Origin of the sequence: Oceanobacillus sp. CFH 90083 (assembly GCF_009389585.1) — a bacterium.
In the GTDB taxonomy this organism is placed as follows: domain Bacteria; phylum Bacillota; class Bacilli; order Bacillales; family Amphibacillaceae; genus Oceanobacillus.
The window spans coordinates 1-3,832 of sequence record NZ_VIYG01000035.1 but is presented as its reverse complement, the minus strand read 5'-3'; the positions used below and the strand labels follow the sequence as shown (position 1 = coordinate 3,832).

5 protein-coding genes are annotated in these 3,832 nt (G+C 29.2%); 2 read left to right on the top strand and 3 right to left on the bottom strand.

Features of this window, described 5'->3' with window-relative positions; all coding sequences use genetic code 11:
• Nucleotides 1-966 precede the first annotated feature (966 nt).
• Together FLK20_RS21295 and FLK20_RS21290 are read left to right on the top strand one after the other, a co-directional pair.
• A complete protein-coding gene (locus tag FLK20_RS21295; protein ID WP_152658607.1) occupies nt 967-1,410 on the top strand; it encodes an SRPBCC family protein in 444 nt (147 codons plus the stop codon).
• Between the two features lie 597 nt (nt 1,411-2,007).
• Nucleotides 2,008-2,535, top strand: coding sequence for an NAD(P)H-dependent oxidoreductase (locus tag FLK20_RS21290; RefSeq protein WP_152658606.1), 528 nt, complete (start codon nt 2,008-2,010; stop codon nt 2,533-2,535).
• Between the two features lie 35 nt (nt 2,536-2,570).
• Here FLK20_RS21290 and FLK20_RS21285 read toward each other — a convergent pair whose 3' ends face one another.
• The 3 genes from FLK20_RS21285 to FLK20_RS22160 form a co-directional block, all read right to left on the bottom strand.
• Complete coding sequence (locus FLK20_RS21285) at nt 2,571-2,918, bottom strand: winged helix-turn-helix transcriptional regulator (RefSeq protein ID WP_227995264.1); 348 nt, start codon at nt 2,916-2,918, stop codon at nt 2,571-2,573.
• A 173-nt stretch (nt 2,919-3,091) separates the two neighbouring features.
• Entirely contained in the window at nt 3,092-3,217 is a 126-nt protein-coding gene (locus FLK20_RS22165; RefSeq protein WP_152658604.1) for a hypothetical protein, read from the bottom strand.
• Between the two features lie 17 nt (nt 3,218-3,234).
• Nucleotides 3,235-3,423 (bottom strand): hypothetical protein, encoded by a 189-nt coding sequence (locus FLK20_RS22160; RefSeq protein WP_194165717.1) that lies wholly within the window; start codon nt 3,421-3,423, stop codon nt 3,235-3,237.
• Between the last annotated feature and the right edge of the window lie 409 nt (nt 3,424-3,832).

The window sequence follows — 3,832 nt, the reverse complement described above, 5'->3', positions numbered from 1 at the left end:
CTGTGAAGAAAAAGAATTAGCAGGAGTGTAGTTAGAAAAAACGAGGTACTGATTTTGACAATGTCATTAACTTAAGCATATTGACAAAGCAGGCGGATGAAGTAATGGAGGCCTTGTAAGTACATGAATTTACTATTTTTAATATATTTTCCAATTTAGAAAAATAAGTATCCAAAAACAATAAAACATCGAAACTAAAAGAGACAAATAACGTTCTAATTTTGAATAATATTATTAAGAAATAGTAATTTGTATCAAGTCTTAAAAAAGTTTATATAAAAGTAATAAAAAGGTCAAAATCCCATTTAATATGTAAAAAATACAAACTCTCTTTTTTGATATGCTCCCTTCATATCATAGTAGGCAGAGAAATAATAAAATCTTTCCTGTTACGAAGGGGGGATTTATAATGTCTAAAAGGTTGTCCAAACATTAGCTGGATGACAGGGCCCTAAAATCAAAAACCACTCTTAGTTATTCTAAAAGCTATTATTTTCTAAGTTTGAGTTGCATTATAATCATATCCTATGTTCTAAATAAAGTGTACAAAAACGCGTGTGTCTCTTTGTAAGAAATCTCCGTTTTCAACGTTGGCTATCTGATTTTCTTGAAAATCCTAAAATATAAAAAACAAGCCCAGAGTTTCCAATAAAAAATCCTCAACAATTTTATTTATTATCACATATCGCTAATTAAGCAAGATAGAATTTCCTTTTTATGGTCGCCATTGGATGTGTTTTAAAAAATCTCTACCCTATAAATTACAATATTGATAGAGTTATAGTCCTCTGATACCTCTATCTTTAGTATTTGATTATCTGTAACTCTTTAATTAGGCGACTGTAGTGTAAACAAACGGGCGTTTTGTTTTATTTTTTTACCTCTAAAATGTGAAATAAAAAAGAGTACCGTAGGGTATAATAATAAAGAAGTATTAAAATAATTTGAAAGAGAGTTGATTTTGTTATGAATACTCAAGTAACTACAAAATTTAAAATACATAAGCCAGCTAATGAGGTGTTCGAAGCAATAGTAGACCCTATGAAAATCGGAAATTTCTGGTTCTCATCGAGTTCCGAAAGATGGGAACAAGGCAAGTCCATTACTTTGAGATATGATGAATATAAAGCAGAAGATATAATAAATATATTAAAAGTCGAGGAAAATAAAAAAATCAAATTTTCATGGGGTGAAGAATCTAACGAAGAAACAGTTGTTACAATTACACTAAAAGAGCTCGATAATACGAGTACAATTATTGAAGTGAACGAATCAGGTCTTAAAGAACATGATCCTGAAATAGTAAACAAAATGCTAGGACAAAAAGAAGGTTGGGTATACATGTTAACTTGTTTAAAGGGTTACTTGGAAAATGGAATTCGTGATTTGAGAGCATCATTAATTCATTAGTTAAGGATATCACAAATAAACATAAATCTTTCCTTACTAAACTAATTGATGCGCTAGCTTGTATTCTATAAACAGCAATTCTGAAAATTTAAGAATTGTACTATTATGCTTAGCGTGGATGGTTATTATAAGTGTCGTAAAGTAAAAATAAAACCTAGCCAAAAAACTTAGGCAGGGTCATTAGAATAATAATCCCTTACTGTTTTTAAATGCACAGAAGGGATTATTTTTAATTGGCTTTCTAAAATGTATAAAAACTTGTGTAAATCTAATAATATTTCCGTCTTTAGCAATGGCTCTCTCTAAGTCTCATATTTTATCCAATCGAACCCTTCCATTTCAATGAAAAAAGACTATAAAATCAATATTTTTGATAGAATAAATAGCGTCAAATCAACGGTTTTCTAATTTTTCATATTTAGTAATTAGTGGTATCACGATAAAATGGTATAAGTTTTTTAATTTTAAATACGTTCGTTTTTAAAGTATTTCCTTTTTACCTACTTACAATCAAGTAAGTACCCCAAAAAAAAGTGCGTACTTTTTTCATCCTTGATTTCTATTTATAATTAAAATTATTAATAAGGAGGCGTACAAATGAAAACATTAATTGTTGTTGGACATCCTAATCTGAGTTCTTCTGTAATAAATAAAAAATGGATTGAGGAACTAAAAAAATATCCTGATTTATTTACAGTTCATGAGTTATCTACAATATATCCAGATGAAAAATTTGATGTGAAAAAAGAGCAAAATCTCATAATGGAACATGAAAATTTAATATTACAGTTCCCAATTTATTGGTTTAATGGTCCTTCTATTTTAAAGAAATGGTTAGATGAAGTCTTAACTGAAGGATGGGCTTTCGGTAATACCGGAGATAATCTAACTAGAAAGAAAATTGCATTAGCAGTATCCGTAGGTAGCAAGAATAGTGATTATAGAAAAGGAGGAAGATATAAATATACAATGAAAGATATTTTAGCTCCATTTGAAATTACTATAAAGTACTGCAAAGCAGATTATAAATCTTATTATTCTTTTTACGGAACTGAATTCAGTACTCAAAATGAAATAAATAAAAGTGCTAAAGATTATGTTGAATTTTTAAAAAATATAATATAAATAAATAGATGAAGCGATTATTTATATTGCTTCATCTATTTATAATTATTAAGGTGTTTCTGATTTTCTCCCCATTCACACATTGCATCTAAAACTGGAATTAGTGAGTATCCTCGCTTTGTTAGTGAATATTCAACTTTAGGGGGAATTTGTGGGTACTCAACTCTTTTTATTAAACCATCTCTTTCTAAGTCTTTTAGCATAATACTCAAGGTTTTATATGAAATATCTTCTATTTGCCTTTTCAGCTCATTGTGCCTTATTACATTTTTTTCGTATAGAATATATAGAATTAACATCTTAAACTTTCCGTTTATTAAAGATAAGGTTAGTCCAAAACCTGTACTTCTTAAGTCATACTTAGCATGAACTTTTTCATTCAAATATATTACCTCCTAGTAGCTTCATCATCATTATACATACAATCATATAATAAGTTAAAGATAAGATGAAATATTATGATTAGAGAAAAATAACATACATTAAATTTTTTGTCTTTTATTAAGGATTTAGATAAGGGTTTTATTATGGAAATATGAAACTATACTAGCATCAATCAAGTAAACGAATGCATTACGCTTGATAACCTTGGTTTGATTATTGATTCCTCTACATAAGCGTTATGTAGCCCAAACGCAAAGCTGTTCATAATTTCTTTTTGCCAATTACGGAACGCTTCCATCGCTTTTTGAAACTTTTTTAACCGGAAGCCTTTACGACATCATAGAATTGATAAAGTCTTTCTTTTGTGTCTAACAGGTTGTTCTCCCTATTTGCTTTCGCTATTTCAAACCATACGTTACAAGCTTCTTTTAACTCGTGTGCCCGTTTTAAATCCTTCGATAACCGTTGATAACGCTCCAAATACGAGCGCTGATGCTCCGTCATATCTTTTTCCCGGTTTGGAAGGATATCTAATGGTTCATGACGGAGGGTCTCCATTTAGAGAACAAAGAATACTATAATATCAATACTTGCGGGGGCGTATGATATTTTTGAATACGTATTTGACTACGTTTAAGCTTTATTGTAATTAATTAAGGAAATATATTAATAATAAATCATACAAAATAGAATGACAAAACTAATTAAATTTATACTCTTAATCCTGTTTAGTTTAATTAGACCTATGCAGATAAAGAAAAGGAAATACTTATCTAGGTCATTAGAATAATAATCCCTTGCTGTTTAGATACGTACAGAAGGGACTATTTTTTATTGGATTTTTAAAATGTACAAAAACGCGTGTAAATCAAAAATAGAGAGGATTACCGGTACATCCATTTATCATTTTCGG